Source organism: Mesorhizobium sp. B2-8-9, from assembly GCF_006439475.1.
Lineage (GTDB): Bacteria > Pseudomonadota > Alphaproteobacteria > Rhizobiales > Rhizobiaceae > Mesorhizobium.
In genome coordinates, this window is sequence record NZ_VFTQ01000031.1 from 21,954 (window position 1) to 37,572 (window position 15,619).

General features: G+C 64.7%; 20 protein-coding genes and 2 tRNA genes. 13 read left to right on the forward strand and 9 right to left on the reverse strand.

Going from position 1 to position 15,619, the window contains the following annotated elements:
• The first annotated feature begins 10 nt into the window (after positions 1 to 10).
• The 3 genes from FJ423_RS27495 (at position 11) to FJ423_RS27505 (ending at position 1,585) form a co-directional block, all read left to right on the forward strand.
• Positions 11 to 886, forward strand: coding sequence for an ABC transporter permease (locus FJ423_RS27495; protein ID WP_140846079.1), 876 nt, complete (start codon positions 11 to 13; stop codon positions 884 to 886).
• A gap of 100 nt (positions 887 to 986) precedes the next feature.
• The gene (locus FJ423_RS27500) at positions 987 to 1,277 is read left to right on the forward strand and encodes a type II toxin-antitoxin system ParD family antitoxin (RefSeq protein WP_140846080.1); all 291 of its coding nucleotides are present in this window, start codon (positions 987 to 989) and stop codon (positions 1,275 to 1,277) included.
• Positions 1,274 to 1,585 carry a type II toxin-antitoxin system RelE/ParE family toxin gene (locus tag FJ423_RS27505; RefSeq protein WP_140846081.1) on the forward strand — a complete coding sequence of 104 codons (312 nt, stop codon included), beginning with the start codon at positions 1,274 to 1,276 and terminating at the stop codon, positions 1,583 to 1,585. Before FJ423_RS27500 ends, FJ423_RS27505 begins: the two co-directional genes overlap by 4 nt.
• 8 nt (positions 1,586 to 1,593) lie before the next feature.
• Here FJ423_RS27505 and FJ423_RS27510 read toward each other — a convergent pair whose 3' ends face one another.
• Together FJ423_RS27510 and FJ423_RS27515 are read right to left on the reverse strand one after the other, a co-directional pair.
• Positions 1,594 to 2,961, reverse strand: a complete 1,368-nt coding sequence (locus FJ423_RS27510; RefSeq protein WP_140846082.1) for a sensor histidine kinase — start codon at positions 2,959 to 2,961, stop codon at positions 1,594 to 1,596.
• On the reverse strand, positions 2,958 to 3,635 hold the full coding sequence (locus FJ423_RS27515; protein WP_140846083.1) for a response regulator: 678 nt from the start codon (positions 3,633 to 3,635) through the stop codon (positions 2,958 to 2,960). Before FJ423_RS27515 ends, FJ423_RS27510 begins: the two co-directional genes overlap by 4 nt.
• A gap of 481 nt (positions 3,636 to 4,116) precedes the next feature.
• On the opposite strand from FJ423_RS27515, the gene FJ423_RS27520 reads away from it, so the two are divergent.
• From FJ423_RS27520 to FJ423_RS27530, 3 genes are all read left to right on the forward strand, one after another.
• Positions 4,117 to 4,356: a DUF680 domain-containing protein gene (locus FJ423_RS27520; RefSeq protein ID WP_140846084.1), complete on the forward strand. Its 240-nt coding sequence runs from the start codon at positions 4,117 to 4,119 to the stop codon at positions 4,354 to 4,356.
• 56 nt (positions 4,357 to 4,412) lie between these two features.
• Entirely contained in the window at positions 4,413 to 4,619 is a 207-nt protein-coding gene (locus FJ423_RS27525; protein ID WP_095767086.1) for a DUF680 domain-containing protein, read from the forward strand.
• A gap of 273 nt (positions 4,620 to 4,892) precedes the next feature.
• Positions 4,893 to 5,141, forward strand: a complete 249-nt coding sequence (locus tag FJ423_RS27530) for a DUF680 domain-containing protein (protein WP_140846085.1) — start codon at positions 4,893 to 4,895, stop codon at positions 5,139 to 5,141.
• Positions 5,142 to 5,211: 70 nt separating this feature from the next.
• On the opposite strand, the gene FJ423_RS27535 is transcribed toward FJ423_RS27530, so the two are convergent.
• Genes FJ423_RS27535 through purM form a run of 3 tightly spaced genes read right to left on the reverse strand, consistent with a single transcriptional unit; the run spans position 5,212 to position 7,519 of the window.
• Positions 5,212 to 5,727, reverse strand: a complete 516-nt coding sequence (locus FJ423_RS27535; RefSeq protein WP_140846086.1) for a histidine phosphatase family protein — start codon at positions 5,725 to 5,727, stop codon at positions 5,212 to 5,214.
• A gap of 8 nt (positions 5,728 to 5,735) precedes the next feature.
• Positions 5,736 to 6,443 carry a phosphoribosylglycinamide formyltransferase gene (gene purN, locus FJ423_RS27540; RefSeq protein ID WP_140846087.1) on the reverse strand — a complete coding sequence of 236 codons (708 nt, stop codon included), beginning with the start codon at positions 6,441 to 6,443 and terminating at the stop codon, positions 5,736 to 5,738.
• Positions 6,440 to 7,519 (reverse strand): phosphoribosylformylglycinamidine cyclo-ligase, encoded by a 1,080-nt coding sequence (purM, locus tag FJ423_RS27545; protein ID WP_140846088.1) that lies wholly within the window; start codon positions 7,517 to 7,519, stop codon positions 6,440 to 6,442. The genes purN and purM overlap by 4 nt, the downstream gene beginning before the upstream one ends.
• A gap of 382 nt (positions 7,520 to 7,901) precedes the next feature.
• Here purM and FJ423_RS27555 point away from each other — a divergent pair, with 382 nt between their 5' ends.
• The 5 genes from FJ423_RS27555 (at position 7,902) to FJ423_RS27580 (ending at position 11,638) form a co-directional block, all read left to right on the forward strand.
• Complete coding sequence (locus tag FJ423_RS27555; RefSeq protein ID WP_140846090.1) at positions 7,902 to 8,519, forward strand: CDP-alcohol phosphatidyltransferase family protein; 618 nt, start codon at positions 7,902 to 7,904, stop codon at positions 8,517 to 8,519.
• A gap of 13 nt (positions 8,520 to 8,532) precedes the next feature.
• On the forward strand, positions 8,533 to 9,678 hold the full coding sequence (locus tag FJ423_RS27560) for an AI-2E family transporter (RefSeq protein ID WP_095767091.1): 1,146 nt from the start codon (positions 8,533 to 8,535) through the stop codon (positions 9,676 to 9,678).
• A 1-nt stretch (position 9,679) separates the two neighbouring features.
• A complete protein-coding gene (gene hdaA, locus FJ423_RS27565) occupies positions 9,680 to 10,384 on the forward strand; it encodes a DnaA regulatory inactivator HdaA (protein ID WP_140846091.1) in 705 nt (234 codons plus the stop codon).
• A gap of 616 nt (positions 10,385 to 11,000) precedes the next feature.
• Complete coding sequence (locus FJ423_RS27575; protein ID WP_140846092.1) at positions 11,001 to 11,258, forward strand: type II toxin-antitoxin system prevent-host-death family antitoxin; 258 nt, start codon at positions 11,001 to 11,003, stop codon at positions 11,256 to 11,258.
• Positions 11,255 to 11,638, forward strand: a complete 384-nt coding sequence (locus FJ423_RS27580) for a type II toxin-antitoxin system VapC family toxin (protein WP_140846093.1) — start codon at positions 11,255 to 11,257, stop codon at positions 11,636 to 11,638. Before FJ423_RS27575 ends, FJ423_RS27580 begins: the two co-directional genes overlap by 4 nt.
• Before the next feature lie 16 nt (positions 11,639 to 11,654).
• On the opposite strand, the gene FJ423_RS27585 is transcribed toward FJ423_RS27580, so the two are convergent.
• The 4 genes from FJ423_RS27585 to FJ423_RS34665 form a co-directional block, all read right to left on the reverse strand.
• A complete protein-coding gene (locus FJ423_RS27585) occupies positions 11,655 to 12,377 on the reverse strand; it encodes a hypothetical protein (RefSeq protein ID WP_140846094.1) in 723 nt (240 codons plus the stop codon).
• A gap of 65 nt (positions 12,378 to 12,442) precedes the next feature.
• Positions 12,443 to 12,519, reverse strand: a tRNA-Pro gene (locus FJ423_RS27590).
• Positions 12,520 to 12,593: 74 nt separating this feature from the next.
• Positions 12,594 to 13,769 (reverse strand): NAD(P)/FAD-dependent oxidoreductase, encoded by a 1,176-nt coding sequence (locus FJ423_RS27595; RefSeq protein ID WP_095767196.1) that lies wholly within the window; start codon positions 13,767 to 13,769, stop codon positions 12,594 to 12,596.
• A gap of 135 nt (positions 13,770 to 13,904) precedes the next feature.
• On the reverse strand, positions 13,905 to 14,873 hold the full coding sequence (locus FJ423_RS34665) for an NAD(P)H-dependent oxidoreductase (protein WP_140846095.1): 969 nt from the start codon (positions 14,871 to 14,873) through the stop codon (positions 13,905 to 13,907).
• A 248-nt stretch (positions 14,874 to 15,121) separates the two neighbouring features.
• Between FJ423_RS34665 and FJ423_RS27605 the strand changes: the two genes are divergently transcribed.
• Positions 15,122 to 15,427, forward strand: a complete 306-nt coding sequence (locus tag FJ423_RS27605; RefSeq protein ID WP_095767098.1) for an ETC complex I subunit — start codon at positions 15,122 to 15,124, stop codon at positions 15,425 to 15,427.
• 55 nt (positions 15,428 to 15,482) lie between these two features.
• A tRNA-Arg gene (locus FJ423_RS27610) sits at positions 15,483 to 15,559 on the forward strand.
• Positions 15,560 to 15,619 lie beyond the last annotated feature (60 nt).

Sequence of the window (15,619 nt, forward strand, 5' to 3'; positions counted from 1 at the left end):
GAGACTTGCCATGACCGCCATCTCTCCAACCGATCAGGCCGCAGCCCGCGCCACCTCGATCGTCGCCGCGGAAGCGCAGGCGAGGGCACGACTGCGCAAACGCCATGCTCTGGTCATCGGCCTGCGCCTCGCGATCCTCGTCGTCTTCCTAGGCCTTTGGGAACTCTGCGCCGACTACAACATCATCGACCCGTTCTTCTTCTCCAGCCCGTCGGGCATCTGGGAACAGATCTGGTCCTGGATCACCGAGGGCACCTCGCAGGGGCCGCTCTGGCTGCAGATCTATGTGACGCTGGAGGAAACCTTCCTCGGCTTCGCTATCGGCGCCGTCGGCGGCATCGTGGCAGGCATCATCCTTGGTCGCAACAAGCTGCTGGCCGATGTGTTCTCGATCTATATCAAGATCGCGAACTCCGTGCCGCGCGTGGTGCTCGGCTCGGTGTTCATCATCGCGCTCGGGTTGGGCATGGCTTCCAAAGTGGCGCTGGCCGTCGTCATGGTGTTCTTCGTCGTCTTCGCCAACGCCTTCCAGGGCGTGCGCGAGGCTGACAGGGCGATGATTGCCAACGCCCAGATCCTCGGCGCCTCGCCGTTCCAGATCACCACCTCGGTCATCATTCCTTCGGCGATGAGCTGGATCCTCGCCAGCCTGCATGTCTCGTTCGGTTTTGCGCTGGTCGGCGCGGTCGTCGGCGAGTTTCTCGGCGCCAAGCAGGGCATGGGCCTTTTGATCTCCACCGCGCAGGGCGCCTTCAACGCCAATGGCGTCTTCGCCGCCATGATCATCCTGGCGGTGATGGCGCTGGTGGTGGAGTTCATCATCACCCGCTTCGAGAACTATGTGGTGAAGTGGCGCCCGGCGCCGTTCAACGAGCAGGGGACCTGAGCAATCACCGCACATCATCATGTCTGGTGTGCGGCTTCACCTAGTGTATGACAAAGTCACCCGCCTTGTGCTATACTGAGGGGTATCGAGGAGACGAGCCGTGCGAAACTCCCAGCCCCTGACGATCACACTGCCGCTCGAGATGGCGCAGATGGTGAAAAATAAAGTTGCCTCAGGCGAATACGCCACCGAGAGCGAAGTCATCCGTGATGGCCTGCGTACGTTGGCTGCCCGTGACGCGGCGATTGAACGCTGGCTGCGCGAGGCAGTCGTGCCGACGATGCAGGATGCGCGCGCCCATCCTGAGAAGCTTTTGACGGCCGAACAGCTGCGCCGCAATCTCTCTGAGCACATCAACGCGATCGCCGCCAAACCGCGCTCCGGTGCATGAAATATCAGGTCAGGTTCCATGCTGCCGCCGAGCGGGACATTGCCGAGTTGCTGAGCGAGCTCGCGCCAAAGGCTGGCGTGGCAACTGCTTTGCGTTTTGTCGGGCGCATTGTCGACTATTGTCTCGACTTTGAAACTTTTCCGGAGCGGGGCAGGCGTCATGACGAAATCGCACCGGGTTTGCGCACGGTAGGATGGCGCCGACGCGCAACGATCGCGTTCGAAATCGTGGATGACAAAGTGGTCATCCTCCGGATTCTTTATTCGGGTCGTACGCTCGAATTGCCGGACGAAGAGTCCGAACATTGAGGTAGGCCTTAGGCCAGCGGCAGCCGGACCTCGACTTTGAGCCCGCGCGCGGCGGCGTCGCCCACAGTGACGCTGCCGCCGGCATTCTCGACCACCTCGCGCACGATTGCCAAGCCGAGCCCGCTGCCTTCCTCTGCCGAGCCGGCGAGGCGGTAGAAGCGTTCGAAGACATGCTCCCGCTCCTCGGCCGGAATGCCGGGGCCGGTATCGGCCACCGTCAGCACGCCCTCGCGATCGACCATCGCCAGCCTGACAGTCACCGCGCCGCCAGCCGGCGTGTAGCGCAGCGCGTTGTCGACCAGATTGACGATCATCTCGCGCAGCATCGTGCCGTCGCCGATCACCGCCACCGGTCCGTTCTCCTCGAGGCCGAGGTCGATGTCGCGCTTGATCGCCACCGGTGCCTGCGCTTCCAGCACGTGGCGGGCGGCCTCGGTGAGGTCGATGCGGTCGGCGCGTGGCCGCCGGCTGCCGGGCTCGGCGCGCGAAAGCGTGAGCAATTGTTCAGCGAGCCGCGCCAGCCTGCCGGAACTCGCTTGCAACGCGACCAGCGCCTCCTGGCGCCGATCGGACACGGTTTCCCGCAAGGCATAGCTTGCCTGCGTCGACAAGAGCGCCAGCGGCGTGCGCAACTGGTGCGCGGCATTGGCGATGAAGCGTCGCTGCGCCGCCATTTGCGCCCGCACGCGCTCCATATAGGCGTTGAGCGCCTCGATCAGCGGCCGGATCTCGCTCTGCGCGCCCGGGACCTCGACCGGATCGAGATCGCTGCGGCTTCGCGAGCGCACGGCATCGCGCAGCCGGATCAGCGGCGCCAGGCCGCGGCGCAGGCCAAGCAGCACGAACACGCCGGCAATGGCCACCAAGGCAAGCTGCTGGGCGAAGGCGCTGAGCCACAGGCGCTTGACCATGGCGTCATGTCCGGCGAGCGTGACGCCGACCGTGACCTTGATCGGCGAATCGCTGCCGGCGCCGATCACGGCATGGCTGAGCGTTGCCAGGCGCAGCGGGTGATCGCGGTAGGTGGCTTCGACGCTGCCGCGATCCGGCGCCTCGGGCAGGTCCGGATAGCCGCTCAGCAGCCGCCCGCCGGCGGTCTCGACGCGATAATAGACGCTGTCGCGGTCGCCGGTGTCGAACATCTCGATCGCCGCCGGCGGCACGGTAGCGTCGAGCGCGCCGTCGGCCATCGCCACCTGCTCGGCGATGGCGCGTGCCGAGCCGACCAGCATGCGATCGGTGACGAGGTCTGCCGTCGCCAGCGCGTTGCGCTGGCTGGTCCACAGATTGATGGCGGCGAGCCCAGCCAGCGGCAGCACCACCCAGGCCAGCAACTGCAGGCGAAGGCTGCCGAACCGGAGCCTGTCGATTTTCATGGCGCCGGATCATCGTAGCGCAACAGGTAGCCCAGGCCGCGCAAGGTGGCGATCTGGACGCGCGATCCCTCAAGCTTCTTGCGCAGCCTGTGCACATAGATCTCGATGGCGCTGGGGTCGGCGTCGGTGTCGAAGTCGTAGATCGCGGTCGAGAGCGCCGCCTTGCTCACCGTGCGACCGGCCTTGACGACGAGCTGTTCCAGCACCGCGTGCTCACGCGGCGTCAGCGACAGCGTCGCGCCGGCAAGCGAGAACAGCCTGGTGTTGGTATCAAAGGTGAGATCGCCGCAGGAAACGATCGGCGCGGTGCGGTCGTTGGCGCGGCGCAGCTGCACGCGGATGCGCGCTTCCAGCTCCTCGATCTGAAATGGTTTCGCCAGATAGTCGTCGGCGCCTTCGTTGAGGCCCTTGACCCGGCCGTCAAGGCTGGCATTGGCGGTAAGCACGATAACCGGCACCGGGTGGCCACGCGCCCGCAGCCTTTTCAGCACCTCCATGCCGCCCATGCGGGGCAGGGCAAGGTCGAGGATGATCAAAGCGTGATCCCCGGCGGCTAAAGCATGCTCGACATCCTCGCCCTCATGCACCACGTCGACGACATAGCTCGCCTGGCGCAGCGTCTTGCTCAGCCAATCGGCCAGTTCGCGATTGTCCTCGACAAGCAGCAGCCGCATCGTTCGTCGCTGTTCCTCCCAACGGCGTCGACCTTCGCCAAAGGGCGGCAGGCGGCGTCCAAATTGGTTCCCGAGGCAACCGATAGTATCGATCCGCGCGCAAGGCAAACGTGGTTTCTCGGCGACCGCCACCCCGGTCATGGTGCCTGCCGAGCCACCTGTTCGGTTGCGCAAGCGATAAAACCGAACCGTTCGGTTCAATTAATGTTGACGGTTCGTATTGCCAGGGTCAACACCGGACCTGTTATCCAGGTGCCGCACCGCGCGATGACCCCCGTAACCGTTTGATAACAAACGACAAGAATGTGGCCGCTGCGTAGTTCACCTAATTTCAAGATCGAACCGAACGGTTCAGTTCACAATTTTTTGTGATTGGAAATGGCAACAGGGCCGACCCATTTCGGGGTGGTCCGAGCGACGCGAATTTCCATTACGGCACGCCACTAGACGGACACGACTTTTGAAATCTGGAGTATCTGAAATGAACAAGATTGCTTTTGCCGCCGCTGCTTTCCTCATTGCCACGGGCAGCGCTTTCGCTGGCAGCGACCACTACGGTTCCGACAATGTCAACCAGCCGGCCGTGACGGCCCCCGCGAGCAACGTCGACAACACCGTCACCGGTTCGATCCGCAAGCTCGACAAGTTCGAGCAGCGCGAGTTCCACATCACACCTGATCAGAACCAGCCGCAGTCGGGCCAAGGCATCTGGGGCCGCTAACCGGCGCGCCTCCTAACCCGCTTCAACCAACAACCTTCAAATCTGGAGTAACTCAAATGACCAAGATCGCTCTTACCGCCGTCGCCCTGCTTGTCGCCACGGGCGCCGCTTTCGCCAGCTCGGACAATTACGGAGCGGCCAATGCCAAACAGCCGGCTGTCACCATCGACCGGACTGTGACGACCTCGATCGCGAAGTCGGACGCGGATGTCCGAAGGCCGGTGGTGCAGGGCACCGATCACAACCTGTTCGGCAACCACTGATCCGACCCGGAAAAAAGCAGGCGGCGGGCTTGTCCCGCCGCTCTGTTTTTCTGCAGCCGGCTAACGCCGTTTGAATCGCATCACAAGTATTTGTCATCACAAGCATTTGTAATCGTTTGTCTTTTTCTGAGCGAAGTCCGATCCGACACTGCCATGGCAGCTGAAAAGCGAACGCGCCGGGAATAAACCCAGGCCGCCGCGGGTCTTTTCGGCAGCAGGGCCATCCTCCCAAGGCCATCGCCCGACGAAACCAAACGGACAAGGAAAACCGAAATGACCAGGATCGCTCTCACCACTGTCGCAATGCTTCTCGCGATGGGCTCCGCCTTCGCCGGCAGCGACCACTACGGCGCCGATGGCGTCAACCAGGCAGCCACCGTTGGCTCCGACACCAGCGTCACGGCTTCGATCCCGAAGCACAACACAGTCAAGCCGGCCCCGAAGGTCGATACCGAGATGAAGACTGGCGCGACCGGCGCTGCGGATTGGCCGGGTCCGCCATCGGACAACTGGGGCAATTGAGCTCGTCTTTGAAAATATTGAAGGCGGCGGGCTTGCCCGCCGCCTTGCTTATGGGCCGCCAGGCTTCGGGCTACGTCAAATCCTTCGGCCGAACAAAATGCGTCAGTCGGGCGCCACGGAAGTCGAGATCGGCCCAATCCTTGTCCAGCGTGAACCGGACAAGAGCTGCCGTCGGAAACTTCGCTTCGATCTTCTTGAAAACGCTCTCATCCGTTCCGGGGCCGGCCAGCCGCAACACAAAGTGCTGCAGGCCGGGATTGTGGCCGATCACTATCAGGCTCGCTGCCTTGGCCTGCCGCACGCGCGCCAGGATCGCACCGGCAGCCGCCTCGTAGAGTTCGTCGGCGAATTGCGCCGGCACGTTCTTCGGGAGTTCGGCCGCAACCAGCCGCCAGGTATCGCGCGTGCGCAGCGCCGGCGACACCAGCGCCAGATCCGGCAGCCAACCGCGCTGGGCAAGCTCCCGCCCCATCAGCGGCGCCGTCTTTAAGCCGCGCGCGGCTAGCGGCCGGTCGAAATCCTCAAGCTTGGGATCGTCCCGACTCGACTTGGCGTGGCGGAGGATAAGAAGTTGTCTCAGGGGCATTGCAGCCTCTACGGCGTGATCCGCGCCAGCTGCTCGAGGTCGGTCTCCTCGCGCAGCGGGTCGGGCGCCATCACCACCGAGGTGGCGTTGTCGGCGTCGTCGGCGAAATGGGCAAGCACGGTGTGGCCCTTTTCCATGCGCGCCTTGCCTTCGGCGACCAGACCCAGCGCCAGCGGATAGAGCCGGTGCTCCACCTTCAGCACGCGCGCGGCAAGCGTGTCCTCATTGTCGCCGACCATCACCGGCACGGCGGCCTGCGCGATGATCGGGCCGTCATCCATCTCGGGCGTGACGAAATGCACCGAGCAGCCATGGATGCGAACACCGGCGCGGATGGCCCGCGCATGCGTGTCCAGACCCTTGAAGGCCGGCAGCAGGGCAGGGTGGATGTTGACCATGCGCCCCTGCCATTTCTCGACCAGGCCGCGGCCGAGGATCCGCATATAGCCGGCAAGGGCTACGATGTCGGCGCCGAAGCCGACAAGCGCGGCGTCGAGCGCGGCGTCATAGGCATCCTTGCTCGGATGGTCGGCGCGCTGGATGACCTTGGTGGCGATGCCGCGCGACTGGGCGATGCCGAGGCCGGCCGCGTTGGCGCGGTCGGAAATGACGCCGACGATTTCCGCCGGATAGATTGGATCGGCGGCGGCCGCGATCAGCGCCGTCATGTTGGAGCCCCGTCCCGAGATCAGGACGACCGTTCGTTTCCTGCTCATAGGCCGATCGAGCCCCGATAGATAACGCCGGCGTCGCGGCGCGGCACGATGCGGCCAATCGGCGTCACCGTCTCGCCGGCTTCCTGCAGCACCGCCGCGACCTGCGCCGCCTGGCCGGAGGCGACGGCGAGGATCATGCCGATGCCGCAGTTGAAGGCGCGCATCATCTCTTCCGGCGCGACGCCGCCGGTCTTGGCCAGCCACGAGAACACCGGCGGCACGTCGATAGCTTCGAGGTCGAGCTCGGCGGAAAAATCCTTGGGCAAAACGCGCGGAATGTTTTCCGGGAAACCGCCGCCGGTGATATGGGCCAGCGCCTTGATGCCATGCGTGTTGCGGATCGCTTTCAGGATCGACTTCACATAGATGCGTGTTGGCTCGAGCAGCGCCTCGGCGAGGCTGAGCTCCTCGTTGAATGGCGCCGCATCGCTCCAGCTAAGGCCGCTCGCGGCGACGATCCGGCGCACCAGCGAAAAGCCGTTGGAGTGCAGGCCGGACGAGGCAAGGCCGAGCAGCACGTCGCCTTCGACGATGTCGTCGGTCGGCAGCAGCTGGCCGCGCTCGGCGGCGCCCACGGCGAAGCCCGCAAGGTCGTAATCCTTGTCGTGATACATGCCCGGCATCTCGGCGGTCTCGCCGCCGATCAGCGCGCAGCCGGCCTGCCGGCAACCTTGCGCGATGCCGCCGACGATTGAAGCGCCCTGGTCCGGGTCGAGCTTGCCGGTGGCGAAATAGTCGAGGAAGAACAGCGGCTCGGCGCCCTGCACGACGATATCGTTGACGCACATGGCGACGAGATCGATGCCGATCGTGTCGTGCTTGCCGGCATCGATGGCGATCTTGAGCTTGGTGCCCACACCGTCATTGGCCGCGACCAGCACCGGATCGGTGAAGCCGGCGGCCTTCAGGTCGAACAGTCCGCCGAAGCCGCCGATCTCGCCATCGGCGCCCGGCCGGCGCGTGGCGCGCACCAGCGGCTTGATCTTCTCGACCATCAGATTGCCGGCATCGATGTCGACGCCGGCCTCGGCGTAGGTGAGCCCGTTTTTGCGCTCGGCCTTGTCGCCCTTGCTCATCGTCGGCTCGTCCTCGTTTCCATTGCCGGCTCTTCGCATGAATGGTTTCGGGGAGCAAGGATGGCCGTCGTTTCCGCCGACAAAAGCGTGGAAAGTGAGCACCGACATAGGCGATTGGCGAAGGCCGAGATGGCCAATCTCCCCCCTTGCGGGGGAGATGTCCGGCAGGACAGGGGGGTGTGAAGGAATACCAGCGTCGATAATGGTTCTGCCGACACGGCGAAAGAAGAACTCCGAGATGTCCAGGGACAGCACCCCCTCTGCCTTGCCAGGCATCCTCCCCCCACAAGGGGAGATCGGCAGCTTCAGCGCCGCTCCTCCCTTGCCCAATTTTCTTATCTCCATCATCTATTCTCCAATAAAAATCGCGACGGGACATCACGTGACCCTTCCCAACATGATCACGATCATGCGGCTGCTGCTCGTGCCCGCAGTGGTGCTCGCCATGCTGCAGGCGCATTGGGACTGGGCCTTTGCCGGATTCCTCGTTGCCGGCATCTCCGACGGCGTCGATGGCTTTATCGCGCGTCGCTGGAACCAGTCGTCCAGCCTCGGCGCCTATCTCGATCCGATCGCGGACAAGCTTCTGCTGGTCTCGGTCTTCGTCGTCATGGGTTTTGCCGGCGAACTGCCGCTTTGGCTGGTGGTGACCGTGGTCTCGCGCGACGGGCTCATCGTCTGCGCCGTGCTCTTGTCCAGCGTGATGAGCCATCCCGTCGAGGTCAAGCCGCTCTTCGTGTCGAAGGCCAACACCGCCGCGCAGATCGTGCTGGCGGCGCTTGTGCTGGGCGAACTTGCCTTTTCCGTGCACCTGGACCCGTTGCGGACCGCGCTCATATTGCTGACCGGGGTCTTGACCGTGGCTTCGGCCGCAGCCTATCTCGTGGCCTGGCTAAGGCATATGAGCGGCTATGGCGAAGGCTCCCGAACGAGCAACTCCCAAACCGGCGACATCAAGTCGGGCATCGGCAAATCGGGCGGCTCCAACACGGGCGCCTGACGGCGAAGCCGCGGTGATTGAGGCCGACGACAGCTCGGGCGGGCTTCGCCGCCAGGTCTTCTTCTGGCTGGCGACGGCGGTCCTGCTGGCGCTGTTCCTCTACATTTTCTCGGGCATCCTCCTGCCTTTCGTCGCCGGCATGGTGCTCGCCTATTTCCTCGACCCGGTCGCCGACTGGCTGCAGCGGCTCGGCCTCTCGCGCCTGATGGCGACCGTGGTGATCCTGATTGCCTTCATCGTCGTGGTGGTGCTGGCCTTGGTTATCCTGGTGCCGGTGCTGGCCACCCAGATGGCCGATTTCGCCCGCAAGCTGCCGGAATATCTCACCCGCCTACAATCGCTGATCACCAGTTTCGACCCGAAATGGCTGGAGCAGCGTTTCGGCGTCAACGCCGCCGGCCTGCGCGACGGGCTGAATTCGCTGCTCACCTCCGGCTTCAGCCTGCTCACCACCGTCTTCACCTCGATCTGGAGCTCCGGCGTGGCGCTGGTCTCGGTGGTGAGCCTGTTCGTCGTCACCCCGGTCGTCGCCTTCTACATGCTGCTCGACTGGGACCGCATGGTGGCCGAGGTCGACGGCTGGGTGCCGCGCGATCATGTCGAGACGGTGCGTGCGCTTGCCCGCGACATCAACACCGCCACTGCCGGCTTCGTGCGCGGGCAGGGCACGCTTTGCCTGGTGCTCGGCGCCATGTATGCCACGGGCCTGACGCTGACCGGCCTGAACTTCGCCATCCTCATCGGCTTCTTCGCCGGGCTGATCTCCTTCATCCCCTATGTCGGCTCTTTGACCGGGCTGGTGCTCGCCGTCGGCGTCGCCTTCGTCCAGTTCTGGCCGGACTGGACCATGGTGGTCGCCGTGGCCTGCGTGTTCTTCGTCGGCCAGTTCATCGAGGGCAACATCCTGCAGCCGCGGCTGGTCGGAAAGAGCGTCGGCCTGCATCCGGTGTGGCTGATGTTCGCGCTGTTTGCCTTCGGCGCGCTGTTCGGCTTCGTCGGCCTTTTGATTGCCGTGCCGGCCTCGGCGGCGATTGCCGTGCTGGTGCGCTTCGCCATCGCCCGTTATCTGGAATCGCCGCTTTACAAGGGCAACGGCACACAGCCCGCGCCGCAATTGCCGGCCGACCGCGGCGGCGGCCATCGCTCGACGCGGGGCTGAAATGACGGCTCAACCAGCCGACCCGCCGCGCCAGCTGCCGCTCGATCTCGGCCACGGCACCGGCTATTCGCGCGACGAGCTCGTCGTCTCGGGCACCAATGCGCAAGCGGCATCGCTGATCGACCGCTGGCCGGACTGGCCGTCGCCGGTGGTCGTGCTGGCCGGGCCGCCCGGCTCGGGCAAGACGCACCTCGCCCGGATCTGGCAGGATCGGACGCATGCCGTCGCCATCGATCCCGGCCGGATCGGCGAGCACATTGCCGGGCTCGGCAGCAGGCCGGCGCTCATCGACGACATCGACAAGACGGCGGTCGACGAGCAGGGCCTGTTCCACCTGATCAACGCCGTGCGCGGCGCGGGCTCGACGCTGCTTTTGACGGCGCGGCGTTTCCCCTCCGCCTGGCGCGTCGCGCTGCCCGATCTCATCTCGCGGCTGAAGGCGGCGTCGACGGTCGAGATCCACGAGCCCGACGACCTTTTGCTTGCCGGCGTCATCACCAAGCTCTTCGCCGACCGCCAGGTCGAGGTCGAGCCGCATGTGGTGCAATATCTGGTGCGTCGCATCGAGCGCTCGCTCGCGACCGCCATGCGCGTCGTCGAGCGCCTCGACCGCGCCGCACTCGAACGCAAGACGCCGATCACCCGCGCCTTGGCCGCCGAGACCGTGAGCGCCATGGACGAAGGGCAGGGCGAGTTCGATATTTAGCCACCGATAGCGCACGGCGGTTACGCCCATAGCCCGGCCAGATGCTGGGCCAGAAGATACACGCCTGTGCGCCGCGATGTAACAGGCGGCGACAAGGACGAAAAACATCAGGCTGGCGGACCGCGACCGCGCGACGCCACCCGGTCTCTTGCTCGGCCGGTTGTTCCAAACCCAGAGCGCAGCGCACAGAATTGCCCAGACCACCATGACCGGAACGGCAAAGCCGTAATAGGCTAAATAGGCCGGGCCGATCAGCGACAGCACCGCCTCGACAACAGGCATGGGAAATCCCCTTTTGTTCAAAGCTTAGACCGGCGACAAAGTTGGAAGCGAGGGATTATTCAAGCCACAGCCGGTGTGTTCCGTGATCAACCCGTGCGAGCCAGCGGCCTAGCCGTCCCATTTCGGAACAGCCTTTCCGGCATCGCTCTTGCAAGGCAGACAATGCCGGTTGATCCCGGTCCCGGTCGCGTTCCTGATCGGGTTGTAGGCTCGCCGGGCTCGAGGTGTTGGGGTTCTCGCCCGGCGGGTTTACCGTTCCTCCGAACTGCGGCCTTGAGCTAGACTATCAAATGGTCTATTTAATGGACCAAATCATGGTCCATATAGGGTTGTCATGCAGATATCCGTGACAGACGCCAAGGGGCAACTGACCGAACTGGTGAGGCGCGCCGAGGCTGGAGATGAGATTATCCTGACCCGCCACGGTCACGCGGCCGTGCGTCTCGTCCCGGTACGGTCCGCGCCGGACCGGAAGCACCGCCGGAGCCTGCTGCAGGCCGTCCGGGCCTCCGGCGCTGCGAAAGCCAGTGCCGGCCCGCCTGCGGCGCGCAGCCAGGATTTCCTCTATGGCGATGACGGCCTGCCGGAATGATCGCGGTCGATACCTCGGCCTTGATCGCCATCGTCCTCGACGAGCCGGCGGCGGATGCCTGTATCGCTACGCTTGAAACGGAAGACGAACTTCTGATATCGGCCGGAACCGTAGCCGAGCTCCTGATTGTTGCCGCACGACGCGGCGTGGCCGAGGAAGTGCAATCCCTGCTCGACGGGCTCGGCTTCGAGATTGCGCCAGTCACGGAAGGCGCGGCTCGGCGTGTTGCCGAGGCTTACGCACGATGGGGCAAAGGCATCCACCCCGCGGCGCTCAACTTCGGCGACTGCTTCGCTTATGAGGTGGCGAAGGACCGCGCTTGCCGGCTGCTCTATGTCGGCGAGGATTTCTCCAAGACGGATGTCGAAGGCGCGATTTGAGCGATCCTGAAATGGGCTAGGTCGGCTCCCCCGTGAGCCTGTCCCGTAGCCGGCGCAGTTGCCGCCGCCACCATGGTTTCGGCTTGCGCGGGACCAGGACCATCTTGCCGTCGATGACGGCGTCGTCCACCCAGTCATGCACCAGCATGCGCCAGCTGGTCGAGACGCGGGCAAGCAGGGGCAACGGGTCCTCGCCCGTGATCCACACCAGCGCCGGATCCTTCAGCACGAGGCGGAAATCGAAACCCTGGGCGATCAAGGCGCGCAGGAACACGATCTGGCGCCGCATGCGGTGGAAGTCGCTTCCCTGTCCGTTGACCATCGTGCGGGCGCCGATCCACTGGTGAAGACGGGCGCCCATGAGTGTTTCGGCGGGTGGCCGGAAGGAAACCTGTTGGCGCCCGTCCTCGATGCGGCTGGTCGGCGTCAGCGGATACCAGAAATCGAGCGGCGCGGGGATCGGCACTCTGACGCTGGCCCCGGCAAGTGCGGCCTCGCTCGCGCCGCGCCGGAGGCAGATTGCGCTCTGCGCCGCAAATCCCAGTCCCGCAAGCGCATCGAGCAGCAAGCTTCCGCCGCCGATGGCGAAAGCCGCGTTGATGCGGTCGCTTATGAGGGGAGACCACAAGTCGCGCGGCACCCATGTCAGCCGCCGCCTGGCGCCATCCACGACGACGATGATGTCTGTGTTGGCGTCCCAATTGTCCCTGTCGAGGATCGCCACGACCACGGCTGCCAAATGAGAGCCCCCTCTGGCCAGATGCCGGGGCGGGACCGGCTTGGTTCTTTCCGGGAAGGAAATGATGGTCGGAGTGGCGTGATTCGAACACGCGACCCCCTGATCCCAAATCAGGTGCGCTACCAGGCTGCGCTACACTCCGACGTCTCGCGGCGTATAGGGGGCGCACGCCCGGAAGGCAACACAAAAACGGAGGTCAAAAAGCGACCGTTCGGCTCAGCGTTGCTGGCCGGCGATCTTCTTGGCGATCGCAGCGCCCTGGATCCTTGCATTGGCAAAGCAGCCGCGAATGCTCGGCCGCATGCCGGTGAACCAGAGTCCGGGCAGCTTCGGGTCGTTCGCGGCGCCGTTGAACAACGGCACGCCCTTGGCGTCGAGCACGCCGAGCCGGCCCAGCATCGTCTCCAGCCCCGTGCGGTAGCCGGTGGCGGCAATGACGATGTCGGGCGCGATCGTCTGGCCATTATCCAGCACGACGCCGTCGCGCCTGAATTCGCGCAATTGCGGCACCACGATGATGCGTCCGGCCTTGATGGCATCGACTGCGCCGTCGTCGGCGGCGATCGCCGTATAGTCGGAGCCGAGCCGGCTTGCGCCGCCCGCCGGGGCGGGGGGCAGGCCGTGTTTGGTAAGGTCGCCGAACACCAGGCGCTGCGTTGCCGCCATCACCGCGTCCGCGAGCCTTGTCGGTAGGCTCGCCATGAGCGGCGATATGCGGTGCACGGCGATCTTGCCGATACGCTTGGGCAGCAGCGAAGGTCCGTTGCGCGCCGAAAGCCACATCTGGCCCGTCTCGACGCGGGAAAGATGGTTGAGCGCGTCGAAGCCGGAATTGCCGGCGCCGATCACCAGCACCGTCTTGCCGGCATAATCGCTCGCCCTGCCGAAATCGGCCGAGTGGATGATCGATCCCGAAAAATCCTCCATGCCTTTCCAGGCCGGGATGAAGGGTTGCCGGTCGCGCCCGGTGGCGATCACCACATAGCGCGCTGCCTTCAAGCCCGCGCTTGTCCGCAGCAGCCAGCGGTCGCCACGAAATTCGATCTCATCGACCTTGACGCCTAAGGCTATCGGCAGCCGGTGCCTCTCGGCGAAATCGTTGAGATGGCCGATGACGGCGCTGCGGTGCGGGAAGGCCGGCGTTCCTGCCGGAAAGGATACGCCCGGCAGCGAGGAAAGGTCGCGATGCGTGTTGAGGTGCAGGTTGTCGTGGCGGCGATGCCAGGGCTCGGCCAGCCGTTGCTCGCGTTCCAGGACCTGCACCGTCACACCGGCCTTGGCCAGCGCATAAGCGGCGGCAAGCCCGGCGGCGCCCGCGCCGATGACTATCGCGCCTTCCAGTATCGCTGGTTCGCCGACCCCCGACGGCAAGACTTTCGCTTCCGCGTCCATTGGTGTCTTTATCGTCGCCATCATGCCTTCAACTGGCACGGCCATGTATCTGACATATGCCGCTCACGTGCCAAAAGGAATAGGCGGATGTTGCGAGACGTCCGGCATTGTGTCGCGGATTTTTACAAGCGCCGGCTAATGAGCCGGGTCGGCGTGGCGATGCACCAGCTTGAACGCGCCATCCTCCAGCCGGAACACTTCCGTCACCCGCAGGGTCATCTCGGTCGCCTCGCCGTTCTTGCCGATGCGCGCCTTGGCGTGCTGCAAGCCGCTCCAGAAGGCCAAATCGCCGCTTGCCGAAGCCTGCAGCACCTCAAGGTCGGTGTTGCCGCCCTTGTGGAAGCTTGCAGCGTCGCGTTCGTAGCGGCCGGCGACCGCTTCGGCGCCTTCGAGATGGTCGCCGCGCGGCGAGAAAAACGTCGCCGGTCCGGCGTGGGTGACGATCGCCTTCAGCGAGGTGGCATCGCCATTGACATAGTCCTCGGCGATCTTCTCGCGCTGCTTCATGAAGGCATCGAAGGACGAGCCGCCGGGGTGCACCCTCCTGATCCAGCTTTCCAGGCCGGCCATGAAATTCTCGAGGAAGGCGGCGGTGTCGGCATTGGTGACGGCGCCCTTATCGTCGAGCAGCTCCGCGACATTGCCGATATAGGCCTCCGGCTGCTGCATCACGGGCATGTCGAGGAAGACGAAGGTCTGCCGAAGCGCCTGGTTGGAGCCGAAGGCGCCGATCTTGCTCGGGCTGACGCTGACGACTCCGGCGGGCAGGTCCTTGAACACGCTCTTGCCCGGCGGACGCGAGCCGACATCGAGCGCGTTTTTCAGGCAGCCCGGGATCGAGCGGTTATATTCCGGGGTGACGAACAGCACCGCGTCGCATTCGCGTATCGCCGCGCGAAAAGCCGCCCACGTCGCAGGCGGGCTGTCGCCATCCAGATCCTCGTTGTAAAGTGGCAGGTCGCCGATCTCGATGAAGCGGCAGCGCACCGAATCCGGCGCGCGGGCGGCGAGCGCCTTGGCGATCTTGCGGCTGAAGGACTGGGCGCGCAGGCTGCCGACAAGCACGGCAAGCTGCAGGACGGCGTGTTCGGTTGCATTGGTCATGGCGAAACGTCCGGTTCTGATTTGCCTCACAGGGTAGGACCGGCTCGGGCCGGCCGCCCGACCTTTCGATAATGTCGCCAGCCCAGTGAGGTTCCCTACGTCATGGCGGGCCCCTGGCCGCTTGCGGCCTTGCCGCCGCGGCCATTGCACAGTAATGACGGATTGGCGCGAGATTTCAGGCATCCTGCAGGGTCTCGGATATTGCGCCGAACAAAGGTGCCCGGTCTTCGGGCGGCAAAGAGGTGGTCATGTCCGCGCGTATTTTCAGTCCAGCCAAAACCGCGATGCAGTCCGGCAAGGCCAAGACAGGACATTGGGTGCTGGAATTCGACCCCGCCCAGCGCAAGAAGATCGATCCGCTGATGGGCTACACCACCTCGGGCGACATGCTGAGCCAGGTGAAGCTCACCTTCGAGACGAAGGAAGAGGCTGTGGCTTATGCCGAGAAGCAAAAGATCGCCTATCGCGTGGAAGAGCCGAAGGAAGCCAAGCGCCGGCAGATTTCCTATTCGGACAATTTCCGCTATGACCGCAGGACGCCCTGGACGCACTGACTCCCGGTCTTGCGTCGCCTGGCGTAACCCGCCTCAGCCGGCCCGGCCGGCCGACGGTCCCGTAGCTCAGCTGGATAGAGCACCGGCCTTCTAAGCCGATGGTCGCAGGTTCGAATCCTGCCGGGATCGCCAGTTTGTTCGTGGCTTATGAGATCCGGCCGGCTCCGGATCCGATCAGAAGTCGCTCACGGC

Excerpts from the sequence above, each read along its gene's own strand:
- FJ423_RS27495 (WP_140846079.1), top strand. The coding sequence starts at position 11 with ATGACCGCCATCTCTCCAACCGATCAGGCCGCAGCCCGCGCCACCTCG.
- FJ423_RS27505 (WP_140846081.1), top strand. The coding sequence starts at position 1,274 with ATGAAATATCAGGTCAGGTTCCATGCTGCCGCCGAGCGGGACATTGCC.
- FJ423_RS27510 (WP_140846082.1), bottom strand. The coding sequence starts at position 2,961 with ATGAAAATCGACAGGCTCCGGTTCGGCAGCCTTCGCCTGCAGTTGCTG.
- FJ423_RS27515 (WP_140846083.1), bottom strand. The coding sequence starts at position 3,635 with ATGCGGCTGCTGCTTGTCGAGGACAATCGCGAACTGGCCGATTGGCTG.
- FJ423_RS27520 (WP_140846084.1), top strand. The coding sequence starts at position 4,117 with ATGAACAAGATTGCTTTTGCCGCCGCTGCTTTCCTCATTGCCACGGGC.
- FJ423_RS27525 (WP_095767086.1), top strand. The coding sequence starts at position 4,413 with ATGACCAAGATCGCTCTTACCGCCGTCGCCCTGCTTGTCGCCACGGGC.
- FJ423_RS27530 (WP_140846085.1), top strand. The coding sequence starts at position 4,893 with ATGACCAGGATCGCTCTCACCACTGTCGCAATGCTTCTCGCGATGGGC.
- FJ423_RS27535 (WP_140846086.1), bottom strand. The coding sequence starts at position 5,727 with ATGCCCCTGAGACAACTTCTTATCCTCCGCCACGCCAAGTCGAGTCGG.
- purN (WP_140846087.1), bottom strand. The coding sequence starts at position 6,443 with ATGAGCAGGAAACGAACGGTCGTCCTGATCTCGGGACGGGGCTCCAAC.
- purM (WP_140846088.1), bottom strand. The coding sequence starts at position 7,519 with ATGAGCAAGGGCGACAAGGCCGAGCGCAAAAACGGGCTCACCTACGCC.
- hdaA (WP_140846091.1), top strand. The coding sequence starts at position 9,680 with ATGACGGCTCAACCAGCCGACCCGCCGCGCCAGCTGCCGCTCGATCTC.
- FJ423_RS27575 (WP_140846092.1), top strand. The coding sequence starts at position 11,001 with ATGCAGATATCCGTGACAGACGCCAAGGGGCAACTGACCGAACTGGTG.
- FJ423_RS27580 (WP_140846093.1), top strand. The coding sequence starts at position 11,255 with ATGATCGCGGTCGATACCTCGGCCTTGATCGCCATCGTCCTCGACGAG.
- FJ423_RS27595 (WP_095767196.1), bottom strand. The coding sequence starts at position 13,769 with ATGGACGCGGAAGCGAAAGTCTTGCCGTCGGGGGTCGGCGAACCAGCG.
- FJ423_RS34665 (WP_140846095.1), bottom strand. The coding sequence starts at position 14,873 with ATGACCAATGCAACCGAACACGCCGTCCTGCAGCTTGCCGTGCTTGTC.
- FJ423_RS27605 (WP_095767098.1), top strand. The coding sequence starts at position 15,122 with ATGTCCGCGCGTATTTTCAGTCCAGCCAAAACCGCGATGCAGTCCGGC.